Source organism: Desulfovibrio porci, from assembly GCF_009696265.1.
Taxonomy (GTDB): domain Bacteria; phylum Desulfobacterota; class Desulfovibrionia; order Desulfovibrionales; family Desulfovibrionaceae; genus Desulfovibrio; species Desulfovibrio porci.
In genome coordinates this window covers 39934-59482 of the sequence record NZ_VUMH01000015.1, presented here as the reverse complement: position 1 = coordinate 59482, position 19549 = coordinate 39934, and the positions used below count along the sequence as shown (strand labels likewise).

Below are 19549 nucleotides of genomic sequence, written 5' to 3'. Positions count from 1 at the left end.
GAAAAGAACAGCGAACTTGCCGGTCTGGACGCATCGCTACAACTTTGTGCGTCCGCATACGGCTCTTGGCAGAAAACCTCCAGCCTCAAGGCTGAGCGGAGGGTGAACAACGTGTTGACACTCTACACCTAGGTGGTCGTGGTCTGCATCCAGTGCGTGCAGATAGGCAGCTAGCTGGGTATCAGAGAATTGTTCCGTTTTTTGGTTGGAGACAAGGGGCATGTCAAAAATAAGTCCGGCAGGATAGATGCATAGCGCACGCTTTACGCCAAAGCGTAACAGGCGACGCACGAGGGAAAGAACATGTTTGCTAGTTTGGGGGGAACAGTGGTGCCGTTTAAGGCTGTTCCGCAAGGTTTCTACATCTGCCGTAGTCAGCTTTTCGGCCTCCCGATTACCGAGAGGAGAGGCAAGGTAGCGCTGGAAGCGTGATCTATCCGCTGGGAATGAGGCCTGTTCCGCATGACTTTCGGCATATAATTTCCAAAGCCGCTCAAACGTAACTGGCCCCGTGCCGCGCTCTTTGGCTATCTGCGCCGCCTTCCGCTGCTGTTTGTTGGGTAGTTCTTTGCCCCTGCTTCTGTCCGCCCGTATCCGTGCGGCCTTGGCTGCCGTCATCCCCGCACCGGACTTGCCCACCGGCTCGCAAATTTCCTTGCTGCCCCGGCCTCCCAGACGGTAGCGCACATAGTAGGTGCGCTCCTTTGTCTTTGGATTGACGCGATAAAGCACACCAGCATAATTTGTTTTTTCAAATCCGGTCGCCATGTTGCACCTTCCTGCACGTTTTCATTTTTTACGCACGCTTCTCCGCACTCGTGGCAAAAATAGCGGGAAAATGAGGGGAAAGCAAGGAAGGTGATTTTTTGAAAAATCTGATATATTATATTGATATAGAAATTGAGGGGAGAAAAGAGAAAATATGACCTATGGCCTCCGGAGCCAAAGGCCGTGCGTTCGAATCGCGCCGGGCGCGCCAAAATTCAAGGCGGTCAGCTTTACAAAGCTGGCCGCCTTTCTTTTCTTCGCCTTTTGGCCGACGCGCCGCAAGGGGCGTGGGATGTCCGCCCAAACCCGTCTACAAAAAATAGCCGTTCAGAGCCGACCGGCCCGGCATGTTCTTCAGGGGCAATTCCTCGCGGACCTGCCGCCAGTTCCGGCTTTCCGCCAGGGTTTCCTCGGCCAGATCGCGCAGGGCCACGTAACTTTCCGCCAGGCTGAGCCGGTCCGTATCAACGATGAGGTCGGCCCGCACGGGCTCGTCAAAAGCATCGGAAACGCCGGTCAGCAAATCCATTTCGCCGCGCGCGGCCCGGGCGTAAAAGCCCTTGGTATCCCGCTCCACCAGCGTATGCAGAGAACAGCGCACCCAGACTTCGCGGTACAGGGGAAGCTGGTCGCGATTTTTCTGACGCATGCATTCGTAGGGGGTAATGGCCGCCACAATGCAGACTTTACCTTGAGCGTGGGCTTGCAGCACATACTCACGCATGGCGTCGATATTGCGCAGACGGTCTTCGGGCCGGAAGCCGCTGAAACCGAACTGCCGGCGGAAGCGGTCGCCGTCGACGAATTCGACATCGTGGCCCTGCGTCTCCAGGTACAGACGCAGAAGGGACCCCAGAGTGGTTTTGCCGCTGCCGGAAAGCCCCAGCAACCAGAGAACAGGCATCATGCGAACCTCGCTTTGACGTGGCGGCCCGGCATACAGCCGTGTGCCGTCGTGGCTGGAATTTGTTGTTTTGCATAATGCAAAAAAGCGGCCAACGCTTGATTTTCGCGCAGAAACGGGATTTTTCCCGCCGGGCGCGCAACCCGGGAGGAAATTTTGACAGCCGGGCGGCGGGCGGTCCCCCTGTGCAGGACAGGCCCGCGCTCGTACCTTGAAAGATTGTCGCTCTCTGTGAAAAAATGCGCTTGACAAAAACCGAAACAAGGCAAACTGTAACCACAGTTATTGTTTAATCGCACAAACAGCATTCCCGTTGAGGAAAACGCCATGACCACCATTATCGCCAGCCCTACCCGCTATATCCAAGGGGATAACGCCCTGGCCGAAATTCGCCGTCATGTGGAACCGCTGGGCAAAAAGCTGCTGATCCTGGCCAGCGCATCGGGCAAGGCGCGGGTGGAGAACCTCGTGGCCGAAAGTCTCGCGGGCTCCGCCTGTTCCGCCCACTATGAACTGTTCAACGGCGAATGCTCCAGGCAGGAAATCCAACGCATCCGCGCTGTCTATGAGCAGACCGGCTGTGACTTGGTGGTGGGCGTCGGCGGCGGCAAAATCCATGATACGGCCAAGGCAGTAGCCTATTATGTCCACTGCCCGGTGGTCATCGTGCCCACCGTGGCCTCCACGGACGCGCCGTGCAGCGCGCTTTCCGTCATTTACAGCGAGAGCGGCGTGTTTGAGGAATATCTTTTCCTGCCGACCAACCCCGATGTGGTGCTGGTGGATACCGGTATTGTCAGCCGGGCGCCCGCGCGCCTGCTTATCGCCGGCATGGGCGACGCCCTGTCCACCTATTTCGAAGCGCGCGCCTGCGCCCGCTCCTGCGCCACCAATTGCGTGGGCGGCAAACCGACCCTGGCGGCTCAGGGGCTGGCCCGGCTCTGCTATGACACCCTGCTGGCCGACGGCGTCCAGGCCGCCCTGGCGGTGCGGGAACAGGCCTGCACCAGGGCGCTGGAAAACATCATTGAGACCAATACCTATCTTTCGGGCGTGGGCTTCGAAAGCGGCGGTCTGGCCGGGGCGCACGCCATCCACAACGGTTTTACCGCGCTGCCGGAGACCCATGCCCTGTATCACGGCGAAAAAGTGGCCTTCGGTACCCTGACTCAACTGGTGCTGGAAAACGCCGATAAAGCGGAACTCGCGACGGTGCTGGATTTCTGCCGGACCGTGGGCCTGCCCACGACCCTGGCGGACCTGGGCGTCACGGACACTTCGCGCGACCGCCTGATGCGGGTGGCGGAACTGGCCTGCGCGCCCAACGACACCCTGGGCAACATGCCCTTCCCGGTGACGCCGGCTTCGGTCTGCGCGGCTATTGTAGGAGCGGACGCTCTGGGGCGCGCGCGGGCAGGCCGCTGACAAAAAATTTCCGGGTCCGGGCGCTTCCAATGGCAAGGGAGGAAGCGCCCGGACCCGGAAGGGGACGACCGGGGACACAAGAACTTTTCAGTCGCGAGATTCCAGTCCGGGTATCACGCGCCGGATCATAAATTCCACGTGCTCCTCGCAGTCCGGACACTGCACGGGCGTATCCTTGAGAACGCCTTTGCGCGCGGCATAGACAAAGGGGAAAATGGCGTTCAGGGCCATCATGCACAGATTGCCGCTTTTCGCCTTGTCCAGCAGCGGGCCGTCAAAATACACGGCGTCGCCCACGGCATACAACGGACAACCCGAGCGCACGACCACAGCTTTAATCTTGTTCTCTTTCATAAAGGACCTCCTTGGCATATGAACGGTCCGCGCTCGCCCGGCAGCGACGCGGGCCGTTCGCCATTTTTAGAGCGACTCCATATTGAAATGCCCTGACGCCGCACACAATACGGCGTGAATTCAGATGAAAAGCGCGACTTCCGGCCGCATGAATTTTTGAAAACGCCTGGCGTTTCAGAGTGCCTTGCTTTTACAAGCGCAACATTCCGGCGTCAGCTCCCGCAACCTGATTCGCCATACAAAAAAGGGGGTCAGATAATCTGACCCCCTGAATTGGCTGGCGGAGCGGAAGGGACTCGAACCCTCGGCCTCCGGCGTGACAGGCCGGCGTTATAACCGTCTTAACTACCGCTCCGTGGTGGGCAGTACAGGACTTGAACCTGTGACCCCCGCCGTGTGAAGGCGGTGCTCTACCAGCTGAGCTAACTGCCCTCATCGGGAGACATCTAACTATGCGAAACAGGCCTCAGAGTCAAGTAAAATTAGTCGAGTAAAAAAATTTTTACAAAAATAAAAATATAACATATTAATTTTACAGGATAATTTTTCAACCATCCACGGGATGCCCGTTCCCTGGCTTGCGGGGCATAGGGTGGAGTGATAGAGCTTACTCATTACTGCAGGGGTGGCGGACAGCACAATGAAACACTCGTGGAAACAGTTTGCAACGGCCGCGTTATGCGGCTTTATACTTTTGGCGGCCCAAAATGCGCCCGCCCGCGTGGTGGACGGCAACATAATCATGGACCAGCGCATGAGCGAAAACCTCTGCGCCATCACCTTTGACGACGGGCCGTCGCGCAACACGCCGCAACTTCTGGACATGCTCGACCAGTACGGCATCCCGGCCACCTTTTTTCTGCTGGGCAAACAGGCCGAACTGTATCCGGGCATTGTCCGGCGCATCGCGGCCGAAGGCCATGAGATAGGCAACCACTCCTATTCCCATCCCAATCTGCGCCTGCTTTCGCCGGAGCGCAAAGCCGATGAAATCCGCCGCACCGACGCCATCCTGCGCTCTCTGGGGGTCACGCCGCTTTTTCTGCGTCCGCCCTACGGAGCCTTCGACCACTACACTGTGGAAATTGCCGACTCGCTGAGCCTTTCCGTGGTGCTCTGGTCCCTGGACAGCCGGGACTGGAAAAGCCTGCCCGCGGATTACGCCAAACTGCGCAGCACGCGGGGCTATGTGTATCCCACGGGTTCGTTGCGCGGCATTTTTCTTTTTCACGACACGCACAAAAGCACTGTCGAGGATCTGCCCCGGATCATTGCGAATCTGCGCGCGGGCGGCTGCCAGCGTTTTGTGACCGTGAGCGAATACCTGGACGGCGTGCTGGACCCGGAACCGGGCCTGCTGATGACCCGCCGCCCCCTGAAGGAAGAACTGGGGCAGATGCCTCTGGCGGCCCGCCATACGGTGGAAGGCGTGGAAGGCTCGGCGGAGACGCCGCCGGCGCGCAGTTGGCCCGCAGGCTCCGGGCCGGTGCCCCTGGCCCGCAGCAGCAAGCCCTGGCAGCTCGAAAACAATGTTGCGCCTCTGCCTTCCTCCGGTCAGGCGCTGGATCAGCACAGCCAGAGGGATCAGCACAGGCCGGGCGCGCCCCTGCCGCCGTCGGCCCACGCGGTCGCCCTGCCGCCGGTTTCCTGAACCGCGAACCCAAAGGCCGCATCCTTGTGAGGAATGCGGCCTTTTGCCATCCTGTTCAGCACAATCCGCTCAAGACAATCTGTTTCTGAAATCCTGGTAGCCGAATTCGCGCAGCAGGCTAAAGCGCATTTCGCGGCCCGCACTGTCCGGCCCGGCCGCGCAGATGCCGATGGACGGCAGACGCAGGCCATTGAAGGTCGTGGTCTTGACCATGCTGTAGATGGCCATGTCCCCGAAAACCAGGCGCTGCCCCGCTTGCAGAGGCGCGGCAAAGCCGTACTCGCCGACCACGTCCCCAGCCAGGCAGGACTTGCCCGCCAGACGGCAGGTCCAGCCCTCCTCCCCGGCGTTCCCGGCGCGCGTTGTCGCGCCGTCATGCCGGTAAAAAACCTCCGGCCTGTAGGGCATTTCCAGCACATCGGGCATGTGGCAGGCGGCGGAGACGTCCAGCACGGCCACGGGCATGTCGGCCATGACCACATCCAACACCGTGGCCGTCAGCCAGCCCGCGTTCAGAGCCACGGCCTCACCCGGCTCCAGGTAAATCCGGGCGTTGTAGCACTCGCGCCAGCGGGTCAGGCAGGCGCAGAGCAGGTCCAGGTCATAGCCGGGCTTGGTGATGTGATGCCCGCCGCCGAAATTGATCCAGTCGCAGCCGGGCAGCCAGGGACCGAATCTCGCCTCCACGGCGTCCAGAGTGCGGGCCAGGGCGTCGGCCCCCTGCTCGCAGAGGGTATGGAAGTGCAGACCGGAAATGCCCATCAGATCGGCGGGATCGAAATGGCGCCGGCGGATGCCCAGGCGCGAACCCGGCGAGCAGGGATCATAGATGGGCGTTGCGCCCTCGGAATGCTCTGGGTTGAGACGCAGGCCGCAGGCAATGGGATTGTCGGCGCGGTGGGCGCGGTTATGGGCTTCGATGACCGGCCGGAATTGCCGCCACTGGGCCGGGGAATTGAACACGATATGATCCGCCAGATCCAGCAGCTCGGCGATTTCCGCCGCTGTCCAGGCCGCGGCGAAGGCGTGCACCTCGCCGCCGAATTCCTCCCGCCCCAGGCGCGCTTCGTCCACGGAACTGGCGCATGTGCCCCAGAGCGGCCCCGCGCCCGCGCGGGAAAGCAGCGGAAAGGTGGCCCAGGCCGCATAGCCCTTGAGGGCCAGCAGAATTCTAGCGCCGGTGCGGCGCTGCACCTCGTCCAGGGTGGCGGCGTTGGCCGCCAGACGCGGCTCGTCCAGCACGAAGCAGGGGGAGGGGACGGGGTTGTTCTCTGTGAACAAAAAGTCCAGGCAGTCCATTGCTGTTCCTTTTGGAAAAGCGGCGCGCAAATTTTCGTTTTCCGTGCAACGCTGACGGAAAGAGGTCTGACACATTGCTGCTGCTTTACATGACCTGCGAGCTGTGCGGCTTTGGCTGTACGAGAGCCTCTCCCGCCCGCGCAGACTCAAGATATCCCTGCTGCCGGCATCTTTCCGCGCCGCGCCATGCCATCCACTGCCTGCCTTTGCGCAACTGCGATGTTCAATCCCCCCGGGAATTGACGTGCGGCGATTGAGGAGCGCCGCACGCACGCGGGCAAGCTCCGTTTTACGCCGCGCCGCCGCGTTGCATTGCCAAGCGGGGGCGGGGGGTTGGCTTTAGCCGTAGGCGAGACACAGCCGGACGGATAAAGACAGCAACGCTCAAGGGGGCCCGGGGGCTGCGCCCCCGGCCCCCTCCGCGCCGGAGGCGGCCCATCGCTATTCAGGCGAAAAAAGCCATGCCCGCAGGGCACGCAAAACTCCATCCGCGCGTCAAGCCCCAAGCTGGCCGCCTACTCCCCTACTTCACTTCCACACACTGCCACGGCAGTCCGTAGACGTTCAGGTCCGCCATGAAAGGATCCGGGTCAAACTGCTCCATGTTCCAGACGCCGGGCCTGCGCCATTTCCCTTCCGCGATCATCTTGGCGCCGATCATGGCGGGCACGCCCGTGGTGTAGGAAATGGCCTGGGAACCCACTTCCGCATAGCAGGCTTCGTGGTCGCAGATATTATAGACGTAGACGGTCTTTTCCCTGCCGTCCTTGACCCCGCGCATGACGTCGCCGATGCAGGTCTTGCCCTTGGTCAGCGGCCCCAGGGAGGACGGATCGGGCAGCAGGGCCGAAAGGAACTGAATGGGCACAATCTCCTGCCCCTGGAAGCGTACGGGGTCGATACGGGTCATACCCACATTGCCGAGCACCTTGAGGTGGTTGAGATAATTGTCCGAGAAGGTCATCCAGAAGCGCGCGCGGCGGATGCCCGTGAGGTTTCGCACCAGGGATTCCAGTTCCTCATGGTACATGAGGTAGCATTTCTTGCTGCCGATGCCGTCCGGAAAATCGTAGTTCATGGACCAGGCCAGGGGGTCGGTTTCCACCCACTCGCCGCGCTCCCAGTAACGGCCCGGCGCGGTGACTTCGCGGATGTTGATTTCCGGATTGAAATTGGTGGCAAAGGGCTGGCCGTGGTCGCCCGCGTTGCAGTCGATGATGTCCAGCACGTGCACTTCGTCCAGCTCATGCTTCAGAGCCCAGGCCGCGAAGACATTGGTCACGCCGGGATCAAAGCCCGAACCCAGCAGGGCCGTGAGCCCGGCCTCGCGGAAGCGGTCGGCATAGGCCCACTGCCATTTGTATTCGAATTTGGCCGTGTCCAGGGGCTCGTAATTGGCCGTATCCAGATAATGCACGCCGCATTCCAGGCAGGCGTCCATGATATGCAGATCCTGATAGGGCAGGGCGAGATTGCAGACCAGATCCGGCTTGACCTGCCGGATCAGTTGGCAGAGTTCGGGCACGTTGTCCGCGTCCACTTGGGCGGTGTCGATGTCCACGCCGACGCGGGCCTTGACGCTGCGCGCCACGTCCGTACAACGGGACAACGTGCGGCTGGCCAGGGTGATCCATTCAAAAACACCGGTTTCCTTGGCCGCCTGGGCGCACTTGTGGGCCACCACGCTGCCCACGCCGCCCGCGCCGATGATCAGGATTTTCGCCATGTCTGCTCCTTTCCGTCTGATTGGGCGCGGCCGGGCCGCGCGCGTATCTCACATAGCCTGAAGCGCGCCGGAGGTAAAGGGCGGGCCGCTCAGCGGCCGAAAGCCTTGTTCACGCACGAAAGAGGCTCCGCATAGTGGTCAGGGTCGATATCCGTCATCCAAGGCTTCTTTCCCCGCTCTTTCCAGCGGGGAGGCTCGTTTTTGATGTGTTCCTCGTAACTGAAGTTGCCTCTTTTGGGCCGCACATAGACGGGCACAGTGCGGGGATCATTGGGACGCACACTTTCCAGCAGGGCGTCCCACAGCCCCATGAAAGCCTCGGGCTGCGCCGTATCGCCTTCAAGCGTAATCTTAAAGTACGGCAGATGCGTGTCCTTGAAGTTGCCGAAATGCTCCCATCGAGCATAAAAATCATAGATAACGGGGCTGTCAGCCTTTTTCTTTGTATAATAGCGGACCTCTTCCAAGCCGTACAAACCGTTGAGCTGGCGCACCCTGTGCCGGTCACGCGTGGGGGACGGCGCTCTCTGCCGGGAGAAATCCAGTGATTCCCCGGCGAGTTTGAAAAGCGCGTAACCCAACAACACCGGTGAAATCCCGCCGCCGCCTCTTCTTGAGGAAGAATAGTAATCTTCCAGTTCGTGCCGTTCCGCCCAGCCGTTGTCGCTGGGCCAGGCGCTGGTTTGGGTCTCCACGCGCACGTTCAATCCATGTTCGAAATCCGTCCAGGTAAATCGGGCGTTTTCCCAGAGAGCGGGGCACCGCGGACTTTCATCCACCCTGCCGAGCAGTGTGTAAAACGCGTTTTCGCCGGGCGCGGTCTGACCCGCATAGGGAGGACTCCAGCGCCGGGCCAGATCGGCCATACGGCGCAGGGACTCCATAACCACATCCGAGGGAGCGGGATTGAAGTCCTTGAGTTCAAGGTCGCGGCGCACCTCTTCCTGTTTCTTTCTGCCGTAGTCATCCACGGTCTTGAGTTCCGTAGGCCTGAGTCTCTGCATCAGGTGGAGCAGGGCGCCGTCCTTTTGCACCAGAACGTGCAACTGGCTGTATTCGCATAGGGAGTACCGGGCCGGAGCGCCGAAAAGGGCCGAAGCATCGCCCTCCCAGCCGACCTTATCTCTCAGTCGATTTGTATGATCGTTGCGCAACCGCTGCCAGACTTCGGCGAATTCCCGCTGCCACTGCGCGGCGTCGGCATAGGGCTGCTCCATGAGATAGAGCGTACATTCGTCCTTCCCTTCCTTCCTCCAAGCATAGAGGGACGCGCGCGGCACGGGCGTAAAGCTCCCAGGCAGGGCGATCTGAAGATGCCCCACAGGCCGGACATGCGGGGATTCGGTCGGCGGCGCACTACGAAAACCGCAGCCGCCCAGTAACATCGACAGAACACACAAGGCCAACGAAATGCCGCGGGAACGAGCCATAACCTCCCCCCTTGAGCTGAAACAGATACGGTTTTTCGCGTCTCACGCCCCGCAAGATGCCTTGTCCGCGCAATCCCCGTCCAGCACCAGCACATGCGCGTAACGGCCGCTTTTGCGGGCCTGTTCCGCCAGGGCCGCGCCTTCCTTCCGGCAACGCGGGCAGGCATGGCGCGGGATCAGCAGGCAGAGAGAGCGGTCCACCCGCTCCGAGCTGGTTTCAATCCGCCCCAGGCCGGAACAGTCGGCGCAGAGCCGCCAGGCTTCGCGCTGGCTTTCGCGCAGCATGTCCGTGTCGTAAAAAATGTGCTTGCGCCGCACCCACCAGCCGTCTTCCTCCTGGCCTTCCGTGGGTTGCGCCGGGGGGCGCCGGTACAGGTCCACAATCTGGTCGCAGAGTTTGGCGATGTACTGGCCCACTTCTGGCCGCTGGCGGATGGAGGCCGGGGTCCAGCCCGGCTCGCGGATGTCCTCCGCCGACAGCCCGGCCAAGGCCAGACAGATGCCCAGATTGACGTAAGGCAACGCGCCCCGGATGGAGTAGCCGCCTTCCAGCACGGCGATGTCCGGGTTCAGGGCCGCGTTGAGCGCCGCGTAGCCCTGGGCCGAGAGGCGCATATTGGCCAGCGGGTCGGTGAAATGATTGTCCTGCCCGGCGGAATTGATGACCAGATCCGGCTTGAACTCGGCCAGGATGGGCAGCACGGCATGCTTGATGGCGTAGAGGTAGCCCTCGTCCGAAGTTTCCGGCGGCAGAGGGATGTTGATGGTCCGGCCCAGAGCCGCCGGGCCGCCGCATTCCTGCGGAAAACCGGTGCCGGGATAGAGCGTGCGGCCGTCCTGATGCAGGGAGATGAACAGGGTGTGCGGATCGTTCCAGAACACGTCCTGGCTGCCGTCGCCGTGGTGCACGTCCGTATCGACAATGGCGATGCGCAGGGGCCGCCCGTCGGGACGGGGATAGTGGTCGCGGATGTACTCCACCATCACGGCTTCATTGTTGATGTTGCAGAAGCCGCGATTGCCGTGGACCACGCGCATGGCGTGGTGGCCGGGCGGGCGCACCAGGGCGAAGGCCCTGTCCTCTTTCTTTTCCAGCACCAGGCGCGCGGCGGTGATGGCCCCGCCGGCCGAGGCCAGGTGGGAGTCCGTGCTCACCGCGCCCACCGAGGGCAGGCAGAAATGGGCGCGCGCCAGCTGGGCGTGGCCGGCGAAGGACGGCCGGTATTCGCTGATGCCGGGGATGTCGAAGAGGCCCTCTTCCTGCAACTGGTCGCGGGTGTAGAGCAGGCGCTCCTCGCGCTCCGGGTGCGTGGCGGAAATGGCCCAGTCAAAGGCCGGGAAAAAGACCACACCCAGACGGCGGGCGGCCGCAAGGGGTTCAGCACTCATCGGGATCATCCATATTTTCAAAAATATCGGCCCCATAACGGGCCTCGGAAACCATTCCGCCAAAAAAACCCTGAGCCAGGGCATAGGCCAGGTTGCTTTCCGCCACGGCGGTGAACAACAGGCCGTCCTGGTCATGGATGGCAAAAAAACCGCCGTGGCCTTCGCCCCGGCGGAAGACCGCGCAATGCAGCAGGCCGGGGTCGCCCATGCGGCTGACGGCGTCATAGCCGCCGAGATGCGAGCCCTGCGCCAGAACATCTTCCAGAACGCCATCCTGGCGCGGCTCGAAGCGCAACTGGTTTCCGTCCACATGAATAGTGTACATTTCGCTCATGCCGGGCTCCTTACAATTTCGCGACAATCAGGATTCTTTCAGTCCAGTCCCCTGCCCCGCCGCCGCAGGGAGGCCTCCACCGCCGAAAGACATTGCAGTATCACGTCCTCGGGCGGCTGGGCCGCGTCGATGATGGCGAAGCGCTCGGGCTCTTCGGCAGCCAGATTCCGGTAACCCTGGCGCACGCGCTCGTGAAACTCCAGGCTTTCGGCGTCAAAGCGGCCTTCGGAAAGCACGGTGCCTTCCTGCCGGTTGCGCAGGCCCGCCCGCTCCAGGCCGCAGTGCACGGGCAGGTCCAGCAGCAGAGTCAGATCGGGCATGAGGCCGCCGGTGGCCATGTCGTTGATGCGGCGCAGGCGCTCCGGGTCCAGGCCGCGCCCATAGCCCTGGTAGGCCAGGGTGGAATCCACATAGCGGTCACAAAGCACGGGCTGTCCGGCCTCCAGCGCCGGACGGATGACCTCGGCCACGTGCTGGGCGCGGTCCGCCAGAAAAAGATACAGCTCGGCCCGGGTGGAAAGGCCGCGCGTGCGGGCGTCCAGCAGGATGGGCCTCAGGCTGCGGCCCAGAAGGCAGCCGCCCGGCTCACGGGTGAGCAGAGGGTCGTGCCCGAGGCCTTGCAGATGTTCGGCCAGCAGACGCTGGGCTGTGGACTTGCCCGAGCCTTCTATACCTTCAAAAGAGATAAACATTCTTCCCTCACCGCTTTTTTGCGGCCCTTGGCGGACGCCGCCCCCGCTTGCGAAGACTCCGGAGATTCCGGGGTGCGCGCGGCCCGGTACAGCGGCCGCCCCAAGGTAGCCTGCCAGGACGTCCAGTCCTGGCCTTCCTCCCCCAACTGTTCGAACAGGCTCCGGCACTGGGCCATTTTGGCGTCCAGATTGTCGGCATAGTGCAGTGCCATGGCCTCGGCCGTGTGCGGCGGACGCACCGCGCCGAACTGCAATTCGCCGTGATGGCTGAGGATGAGGTGCTTCAGATGGCGTTGCAGGCCCTCGTCCAGGCCGGATTTATCCAGATGCGGGGCCAGCATCTCCACGCCCAGCATGAGATGGCCCAGCAGGCGGCCTTCATCCGTGTAATCATTGGCCAGACCGCCGGAAAATTCGCGAATCTTGCCGAAATCGTGAAACAGGGCCCCGGCCAGCAGAGCCTGGCGGTCCAGTTCGGGATACTGGTCCGCAATGCGGCGGCAGAGCTTGAACACGCTCAAGGTGTGCTCCAGCAGGCCGCCCACATAGGCGTGATGCACGCCCTTGGCCGCCGGGCAGACCCGGAAAGCCGCGCGCAATTCCTGATTGTTGAGCACGGAAAGCGCCAGCTTGCGCCAGGGCGCGTGGCGGAACTCCTCTTTGCAGAGGGTCAGCAATTCACCCAACATGTCGTCCAGGGAAAAGGGACTGGCGGGCAACAGGGCGGCCTGGTCCACCGCCGCGCCCTCCTCCTGGGAGAGTAGGCGCAACTGCTCCACCGTAAGCTGGACCTGATCCCGGTACAGACCGGCGCGGCCCTCGGCCCAGACTATGGAGCCCACGGGAATCTCGCTGAACTCCGCGCTGAGCGGGTGCCAGATCTTGGCCTCCAGGCTGCCGCTGGCGTCGGCCAGGGTCAGCCGCCAGTACGGTCCGTTGCGCGACTGGCCCTGGGCCGCCTGGCTGACCACGAACAGACCGCGCGCCTCGGAGGCGGGACCGATGTCTTTGACGTAACTGCCTTTTTCCATATAGTATCCGCTGTCGCGCACGCCCGGACCGCATGGTCCGCCGCGGCGCGCTGAATGACGATTTTCCCCCGCGCCGCCCTGGCTTGCGCGAGACGGTACGTCTTTACAGATTCCCTTCTTTACGAGGTATTGTCAAATGGATGTTCTGCTGACCAATGACGACGGCATCCGCGCTCCGGGCCTCCGGGCCATGTACGCGGCCCTGCGGGAAGCCGGGCACAGCGTGCGCGTGGTGGCTCCCATGCGCCAGCAATCCGGCGTCGGGCACTCCCTCACGGTCTTCGAGCCGTTGCGGGCCATGGAATTTGAAGAACCCGGCTTCACAGGCACGGGCATTTACGGCACGCCCACGGACTGCGTCAAGCTGGCCCTGGCCTGCCTGCTGCCGCACAGGCCGGATATGGTCATTTCCGGCATCAACGCCGGACCCAACGTGGGGCCGGACATTCTTTACTCCGGCACGGTGGGCGCGGCCACGGAAGCGGCCCATGAGGATCTGCCCAGTCTGGCCGTCTCCTACGACGACCATCAGGGCTGCGCCGACCTGCTGCCCCAGGCCCGGCACGCCGTGGCCCTGGCGGAGCGCATCGACTGGACGCGCCTGGCCCCGCGCCGGGTCATCAATCTCAACTATCCGGCGGGCGCACTGGACCAGGCCAAAGGCCTGCGGGTCTGCCCGCAGACCAGCGCGGTCTGGAAAAACGTCTATCTGGAACGCTTCGATCCGCGCGGCGCGCCCTACTGGTGGCTGGAAGGCGAAATACCGGCCCATACCATCAACGCCGGATCGGACAAAGACCTGCTCAACCGGGGCTACATCACCGTGACGCCGCTCTGCTTCGAATTCACGGACCAGGCGGGCCTGAAAAAGCTGGAAGGCATGGAGCTGAGCTGAGACGCCCGGCCCATGGGATCATCCGCGCAGTAGTCGTACAAATCGTCGTCGCCGCGCCGCTTCCGCCACGGGAAAGGCGGGCCGCCGCCCAGCCGGAAAGCATTCCCCTTTGCGCTTTTCCTCCATATGGGATATGTGGTAGTTCTGACCGTTTTTCGGCCGGTGGGAACCTCTCCCGGCCATACCGCAAGTAAAAAAGGAGGAAGTCATGCCTCTTATGGGACCCAAGGAAATGTTCGCCGCCGCCTACGCCGGGCGCTACGCCGTGGGCGCGTTCAACGTCAACAATATGGAAATTGTCCAGGGCATCATGCGTGCCGCCTCGGAGGAAAAATCCCCGGTTATCCTTCAGGTTTCCGCCGGAGCCCGTAAATACGCGGGGCAGACTTACATTATGAAACTGGTGGAAGCCGCCCTGATCGACGACCCGTCCGTGCCCGTGGTGGTTCATCTGGACCACGGCCCCAGCTTTGAAATGTGCAAGGACTGCATTGACGGCGGCTTCACCTCGGTGATGATCGACGGATCGCATCTGCCCTATGAGGAAAACATCGCCCTGACCAAGCAGGTGGTGGATTATGCCCATCCCAAGGGCGTCTGGGTGGAGGCCGAACTGGGCAAACTGGCCGGTGTGGAAGAGCACGTCAGCTCCGCCGAGCACGTCTACACCGACCCGGACGAGGCCGTGGACTTTGTCCGGCGCACGGGCTGCGACTCTCTGGCCGTGGCCATCGGCACCAGCCACGGGGCCTACAAGTTCAAGGGCGAGGCCAAACTGGACTTTGCGCGCCTGGAAGCCATCAGCGCCAAGCTGCCCGGCTATCCGCTGGTGTTGCACGGGGCCTCCAGCGTGCCGCAGGAATTTGTGGAGCTGTGCAACAAATACGGCGGCCAGGTGGGCGGCGCCAGAGGCGTGCCCGAGGACATGCTGCGCAAGGCCGCGGGCATGGGCGTGTGCAAGATCAATGTGGATACGGACATCCGCCTGGCGCTCACGGCCTCCATCCGCCAGTTCCTGGCCGAGCACCCGGAACAGTTCGACCCGCGCTCCTACCTGACTCCGGCCCGCGAGGCCGTCAAAAACATGGTGGCTCACAAGATCCGCAACGTCATGGGATCTTCCGGCAAAGCATAAACCTCTTCGCACACAAGGAGTGCAACCATGCCCGTCAAACTGGGAATGAACGGCTTCGGCCGCATCGGACGCTACCTGCTGCGCCTGCTGGCCGACGATCAGGATCTCCAGATCGCGGCCGTCAACGCCCGCGCGGATAACGCCGCCCTGGCCTATCTGTTCAAGTATGACTCCACCTACGGCGTTTTTGCCGGTGAGGTGGGGCACGATGACGACGGCATTATTGTCAACGGCCGGCATATCGCGGTGACCCGCTGCAAGGCGGGCGAATGGGAATGGGAACGCCTGGGCGTGACCCTGGCCGTGGAAACCACGGGCACCATCAAGGACCGCGAGGGCCTCTCGCGGCACCTGGACTGCGGAGCCAAAAAAGTGGTGATCTCCGCGCCGGGCAAGGGCGTGGACGCCATGATCGTCATGGGCGTGAACCAGGACATCTACGACCCGGCCAAACACGCCATCATCTCCGCCGCCTCCTGTACCACCAACTGTCTGGCCCCGGCGGTCAAGGTCGTGCATGAGAATTTCGGCTTCCGCCACGGCCTGATGACCACCATTCACTCCTATACCATGAGCCAGCGCATTCTGGACGGCTCGCACAAGGACTGGCGGCGCGGCCGGGCCGCAGCCGTGTCCATGGTGCCGTCCAGTACGGGCGCGGCCAAGGCCGTGGGCGTGGTCATGCCGGAGCTGGAAGGCAGGATCAACGGGATGTCCGTGCGCGTGCCCACCTTTGACTGTTCGCTGGTCGACCTGACCTGTGAAGTGGAAAAAGCCTGCGACGCCGAGGCCGTCAACGCGGCGCTCAAGGCGGCCAGCCGGGGCGCGCTTTGCGACAACATGGGCTTTTCCGAGGAGCCCCTGGTTTCCATCGACTACAGAGGCAGCACCTACGGCGGCGTGGTGGACGCCCTGTCCACCCAGGTGCTGGATCAGAGCATGGTCAAGCTGCTGATCTGGTACGATAACGAGGCCGGTTTCACCAACCAGCTGCTGCGCCTCCTGCGCATGGTGGGCAAGGACTGCTGATCCTCCCCCCGTTTTTTGAGGTTAAAAACCCCGCCTGTCCAAGACAGGCGGGGTTTTTGACTTGTACCGCATGACGGCGCGCAGGCGCGGGGAGGAAAAATTTGCCGCCCACGCGCCGGAAAATCCGGGCTTTCCCTATCCCTTCTCCAAAAACATAAAAAATACAGCAGGATGTCGGCAGGAAAAATTTTCCCGCCAGGCCTAATACATCGATCCGCAACGCCGATAGGATTACAGGGGTGGAAGGACGCACGGACGCGTCGGCATTGGGCGCCGCCCGGGACATACAGCATTCATGGAGGAATGTATGTATATCAACCACAATACGATGGCCTCCAACGTGGCCAACACTCTCACATCCCATTACGGCAATCTGCAAACCTCAACCCAGCGCCTGTCCTCAGGCCTGCGCATCAATTCCGCGGCTGACGACGCGGCCGGTCTGGCCATCCGCGAATTGATGCGCACCGACATCGCGTCTCTGCAACAGGGCGTGCGCAACGCCAACGACGCCATTTCCCTTATTCAGACCGCCGACGGCGCCCTGGGCGTCATCGACGAAAAGCTGATCCGTATGAAGGAGCTGGCCGAGCAGGCCGCCACCGGCACCTACGATTCCACCCAGCGTCTGATGATTGAGTCCGAGTATCAGGCCATGGCTTCGGAAATCACCCGGATTGCCAACGCCACGGATTTCAACGGCATCAAGCTGCTGGACGGCAACCTGTCAAGCAGCGCGCACGTCGGCAGCGGCATGTCGTCCACCGGCAAGTTGAAGGTCCACTTCGGCACGGCCAACGACTCGGCGGAGGACTACTACTACATCCAGATCGGCACGAGCACCGCCTCGGCTCTGGGCGTAGGCAACGCCGCCGCCACAAGCGCCAAGGCCTACACGGTTTCCACCCAGGCGGCCGCGCAGAAAGCTCTGGTAGGCCTGAACGACGCCGTGGTCTCCAAGGACAAGATCCGGGCGCATCTGGGCGCGTTGCAGAACCGCCTGGAAAACACCATTTCCAACCTTACCACCCAGGCCGAGAATCTGCAGGCGGCTGAATCGCGCATTTCCGACGTGGACGTGGCCACGGAAATGACGCAATTCGTCCGCAACCAGATTCTCACCCAGTCGTCCGTGGCCATGTTGTCGCAGGCCAACAGCATGCAACAGATGGCCATGCAGCTCATCGGCTAGGAAAAACTTCGTGGTGGAGGGAGACGACCCATAACCGGCCACGCGGCAGGGGAGTGCCGCATGGCCGTAACGATGTGAGAGAAAGCCCGGTCCGTAGTAACGGACCGGGCTTTAACATTGATGACAAACCCGGCTTCGCGGCGTTTGCGCCGCCAGCGGCTCGTTTTCGAAAAACTCGCCGGGCGGAGCAACACGAAATCCGCTCGCTTACGGCGGGAATAGATGCCGCACGGTGTGGCGTATCGGGACTACTGGCTTTTGTACATGCCGCGTCATCCAAAAACGCAAAACCGCAATGTGCTCCCCTCTGAAAGGCAAAAGCCCCCGCCGGAACGACGGGGGCTCATGGTCCGGAGCGACGGCCCGTGTGGAGGAGGATTTATTCCCTGGTTATTTCAATGGTTTTGGCCTGGGGTTGGGCCGGGGCTTTACGTGGAACGGTGACGGTCAGCACACCGTTTTTATGCGCGGCCGTGATGGCGCCGACATCCGCGTCATCCGGCAGAGCCAACACCCGCTGGAAGGAACCATAGACCCGTTCCAGCACATGGCAGTTTTTCTTGTCGTCCGTGCTCTCGTGCTTTTTCTCACCGGCAATGATCAGAGCGTTGTCGCGCACTTCCAGCTTGACGTTTTCCGGCTCCACGCCGGGCAGCTCAATGCTCAGCGCATAGGCTTTCTCGTCGCTGGTCAGATCCAGGCTCGGCAGGATGTCAGCCTCGGCGCGCTGATGCCGCCAGAAGGGCAAAAACTCGTTCATGGCTTCCCACGGCGTCACCATGCCATTGAACATGGTCTGGAAAAAGCTGTCTATGTCGTCGCGCGCCGGCGTCATCGGCAGATCGTCCCGACGGGACGCGGTCTCGCGAGGCGCAAACCAGCGGCGGGGGGAAAAACGCATATTATTCATGGCAAACCTCCTGTGAAAAACATTCTATCCTATGGATAATCATCCCATTTATTATGTCAAGATGCTGTTGAAAAGTTCAAATGCAGGCTGATTGCATCCACTTGCCGACGCGCCGGACTTCCGACGTTTGTTTTGGCACGGATCATGCTTAAGTGTAGGTGCAGGTTTTTCAGGCAATTTTTGCCTCCTCTGACGCCACGAGTCAGAGGAAACAAGGGCCTTCCCTTGACGGCAGGGGCCGCGCCCCTAATGCTTCCGGCCAACGTGCCGAAAGAACAGGCAAGCGTATTGGGAACAACAGCGCAAACCCTGCGAATGCAGGCATTGTGCGGCGGCAGTCCGCAAGGAAGCGGGCGTGCGTAGTGCACCGCCGGGCAGACAGCACATTCATGGAGGAATGTCATGTATATCAATCACAACCAAATGGCCACCAACGTCGCCAACACCCTGACCAGCCATTACGGCAACTTGCAGACCTCGACCCAGCGCCTGTCTTCAGGCCTGCGCGTCAATTCTGCGGCTGACGACGCCGCCGGTCTGGCCATCCGCGAACTGATGCGGACCGACATTGCGGCTCTGCAACAGGGCGTGCGTAACGCCAATGACGCCATCTCCCTCATCCAGACGGCTGACGGCGCCCTGGGCGTCATCGACGAAAAGCTGACCCGCATGAAGGAACTGGCCGAACAGGCCGCCACCGGCACTTATGATTCCACTCAGCGTTTGATGATTGAGTCCGAGTATCAGGCCATGGCTTCGGAAATCACCCGAATCGCCAACTCCACGGACTTCAACGGCATCCATCTGCTGAACGGCAATCTGTCCAGTAGCGTGCACAGCGGCACGGCGATGACCTCCACCGGCAAGATGAAGATCCACTTCGGCACGGCCAACGACTCGGCGGAAGACTATTACTACATCCAGATCGGCACGAGCACCGCCTCGGCTCTGGGTGTGGGCAATCAGGCTGACGCCAACTCCAAGGCCTACACGGTCTCCACCCAGGCGGCCGCGCAGAAGGCCCTGGTGGGCCTGACCGACGCCGTGGTCTCCAAGGACAAGATCCGGGCGCATCTGGGCGCGTTGCAGAACCGCCTGGAAAACACCATTTCCAACCTTACCACACAAGCCGAAAACCTGCAGGCGGCTGAATCGCGCATTTCCGACGTGGACGTGGCCACGGAAATGACGCAGTTTGTCCGTAACCAGATCCTCACCCAGTCCGCTGTGGCCATGCTTTCGCAGGCCAACAGCATGCCGCAGATGGCTATGCAGCTTATCGGCTAGTCCGGGTTGAGGGCGCGCTTCGCACGCGCAGACCACATATCCCCGGAGGGCGTGCCCTCCGGGGATATTTTCATTCGGCTTTCCGCCGCATCCGGCAA

At 61.9% G+C, this 19549-nt stretch carries 18 protein-coding genes and 2 tRNA genes; 8 read left to right on the top strand and 12 right to left on the bottom strand.

The genetic code is table 11. The annotated features are described in order from the left end of the window. Positions 1-106 (top strand): integrase core domain-containing protein (locus FYJ44_RS12715; RefSeq protein ID WP_154508122.1); only part of this gene is annotated, 106 nt, incomplete at its 5' end. 972 nt (positions 107-1078) lie between these two features. Here FYJ44_RS12715 and FYJ44_RS12710 read toward each other — a convergent pair. Beyond that, positions 1079-1675 carry an adenylyl-sulfate kinase gene (locus FYJ44_RS12710; RefSeq protein WP_154512725.1) on the bottom strand — a complete coding sequence of 199 codons (597 nt, stop codon included), beginning with the start codon at positions 1673-1675 and terminating at the stop codon, positions 1079-1081. A gap of 324 nt (positions 1676-1999) precedes the next feature. On the opposite strand from FYJ44_RS12710, the gene FYJ44_RS12700 reads away from it, so the two are divergent. After that, positions 2000-3097, top strand: a complete 1098-nt coding sequence (locus FYJ44_RS12700) for a glycerol dehydrogenase (RefSeq protein ID WP_154512722.1) — start codon at positions 2000-2002, stop codon at positions 3095-3097. An 87-nt stretch (positions 3098-3184) separates the two neighbouring features. On the opposite strand, the gene FYJ44_RS12695 is transcribed toward FYJ44_RS12700, so the two are convergent. From FYJ44_RS12695 to FYJ44_RS12685, 3 genes are all read right to left on the bottom strand, one after another. After that, a complete protein-coding gene (locus tag FYJ44_RS12695) occupies positions 3185-3451 on the bottom strand; it encodes a TIGR04076 family protein (protein WP_154512720.1) in 267 nt (88 codons plus the stop codon). A gap of 278 nt (positions 3452-3729) precedes the next feature. Then, positions 3730-3806 (bottom strand) — tRNA-Asp (locus FYJ44_RS12690). Position 3807: 1 nt separating this feature from the next. After that, positions 3808-3883, bottom strand: a tRNA-Val gene (locus tag FYJ44_RS12685). 262 nt (positions 3884-4145) lie between these two features. Here FYJ44_RS12685 and FYJ44_RS12680 point away from each other — a divergent pair. Then, positions 4146-5102: a polysaccharide deacetylase family protein gene (locus FYJ44_RS12680; protein ID WP_229772701.1), complete on the top strand. Its 957-nt coding sequence runs from the start codon at positions 4146-4148 to the stop codon at positions 5100-5102. Between the two features lie 69 nt (positions 5103-5171). On the opposite strand, the gene nspC is transcribed toward FYJ44_RS12680, so the two are convergent. From nspC to FYJ44_RS12645, 7 genes are all read right to left on the bottom strand, one after another. Beyond that, positions 5172-6401, bottom strand: a complete 1230-nt coding sequence (gene nspC, locus FYJ44_RS12675; protein WP_154512717.1) for a carboxynorspermidine decarboxylase — start codon at positions 6399-6401, stop codon at positions 5172-5174. Between the two features lie 523 nt (positions 6402-6924). Then, positions 6925-8127, bottom strand: a complete 1203-nt coding sequence (locus FYJ44_RS12670; protein WP_154512715.1) for a saccharopine dehydrogenase family protein — start codon at positions 8125-8127, stop codon at positions 6925-6927. 89 nt (positions 8128-8216) lie between these two features. Then, positions 8217-9557, bottom strand: a complete 1341-nt coding sequence (locus FYJ44_RS12665; RefSeq protein WP_154512713.1) for a hypothetical protein — start codon at positions 9555-9557, stop codon at positions 8217-8219. A gap of 42 nt (positions 9558-9599) precedes the next feature. Then, on the bottom strand, positions 9600-10946 hold the full coding sequence (locus tag FYJ44_RS12660) for a histone deacetylase family protein (RefSeq protein WP_154512711.1): 1347 nt from the start codon (positions 10944-10946) through the stop codon (positions 9600-9602). Next, positions 10936-11280, bottom strand: coding sequence for a hypothetical protein (locus FYJ44_RS12655; protein ID WP_154512709.1), 345 nt, complete (start codon positions 11278-11280; stop codon positions 10936-10938). Before FYJ44_RS12655 ends, FYJ44_RS12660 begins: the two co-directional genes overlap by 11 nt. A gap of 38 nt (positions 11281-11318) precedes the next feature. Further along, positions 11319-11972 carry a dTMP kinase gene (tmk, locus tag FYJ44_RS12650; RefSeq protein ID WP_154512707.1) on the bottom strand — a complete coding sequence of 218 codons (654 nt, stop codon included), beginning with the start codon at positions 11970-11972 and terminating at the stop codon, positions 11319-11321. After that, positions 11948-13003 carry a 3'-5' exoribonuclease YhaM family protein gene (locus FYJ44_RS12645; protein WP_154512705.1) on the bottom strand — a complete coding sequence of 352 codons (1056 nt, stop codon included), beginning with the start codon at positions 13001-13003 and terminating at the stop codon, positions 11948-11950. The genes tmk and FYJ44_RS12645 overlap by 25 nt, the downstream gene beginning before the upstream one ends. 136 nt (positions 13004-13139) lie before the next feature. Between FYJ44_RS12645 and surE the strand changes: the two genes are divergently transcribed. From surE to FYJ44_RS12625, 4 genes are all read left to right on the top strand, one after another. After that, the gene (gene surE / locus FYJ44_RS12640) at positions 13140-13898 is read left to right on the top strand and encodes a 5'/3'-nucleotidase SurE (RefSeq protein ID WP_154512703.1); all 759 of its coding nucleotides are present in this window, start codon (positions 13140-13142) and stop codon (positions 13896-13898) included. 208 nt (positions 13899-14106) lie between these two features. Next, positions 14107-15033 carry a class II fructose-1,6-bisphosphate aldolase gene (gene fba, locus FYJ44_RS12635; RefSeq protein WP_154512701.1) on the top strand — a complete coding sequence of 309 codons (927 nt, stop codon included), beginning with the start codon at positions 14107-14109 and terminating at the stop codon, positions 15031-15033. A 27-nt stretch (positions 15034-15060) separates the two neighbouring features. After that, complete coding sequence (gene gap / locus FYJ44_RS12630; RefSeq protein WP_154512699.1) at positions 15061-16062, top strand: type I glyceraldehyde-3-phosphate dehydrogenase; 1002 nt, start codon at positions 15061-15063, stop codon at positions 16060-16062. Positions 16063-16369: 307 nt separating this feature from the next. Continuing rightward, positions 16370-17254, top strand: coding sequence for a flagellin N-terminal helical domain-containing protein (locus FYJ44_RS12625; RefSeq protein WP_154512697.1), 885 nt, complete (start codon positions 16370-16372; stop codon positions 17252-17254). A 379-nt stretch (positions 17255-17633) separates the two neighbouring features. Here the strand turns inward: FYJ44_RS12625 and FYJ44_RS12620 are convergent, their stop codons facing one another. Then, positions 17634-18164, bottom strand: a complete 531-nt coding sequence (locus FYJ44_RS12620; protein WP_154512695.1) for an Hsp20/alpha crystallin family protein — start codon at positions 18162-18164, stop codon at positions 17634-17636. A 402-nt stretch (positions 18165-18566) separates the two neighbouring features. Between FYJ44_RS12620 and FYJ44_RS12615 the strand changes: the two genes are divergently transcribed. Further along, positions 18567-19451: a flagellin N-terminal helical domain-containing protein gene (locus tag FYJ44_RS12615; protein ID WP_154512693.1), complete on the top strand. Its 885-nt coding sequence runs from the start codon at positions 18567-18569 to the stop codon at positions 19449-19451. The last annotated feature ends 98 nt before the right edge of the window (positions 19452-19549 follow it).